The organism is Hydrogenovibrio sp. 3SP14C1 (assembly GCF_029625905.1).
Lineage (GTDB): Bacteria > Pseudomonadota > Gammaproteobacteria > Thiomicrospirales > Thiomicrospiraceae > Hydrogenovibrio.
The window spans coordinates 1-251 of the sequence record NZ_JARTLM010000234.1; the positions used below are offsets into that span (position 1 = coordinate 1).

Genomic DNA, 251 nt, shown 5'->3' on the forward strand with positions numbered 1-251 from the left:
CGCTCTGCTGAAGCCCGGGTCAACGGTCTTGAGAACCCTCAGCCAGTTATCGCGCCCAATAGGTTCGGGGACGCGGCCCCGCGCACCCTTTACCTGCGACGCGATGTTGAGAACGCCTCTGATATCATCAAGTGGTACAAGGATCAGGGCGTGCCGGAGGTCTATGCGCCGGAAGCGCTGCACGTCACTATCCCCTATACCAAGACGCCGATTGACTGGACGAAGATGGGGCAGGCCTGGGAAGCGTCCCT

The 251-nt window shown here is 61.0% G+C and carries 1 protein-coding gene; it reads left to right on the top strand.

Translation table 11 applies throughout. The features are described from left to right. Positions 1-251 (top strand): hypothetical protein (locus tag P8629_RS12380; protein WP_278166402.1); only part of this gene is annotated, 251 nt, incomplete at both ends.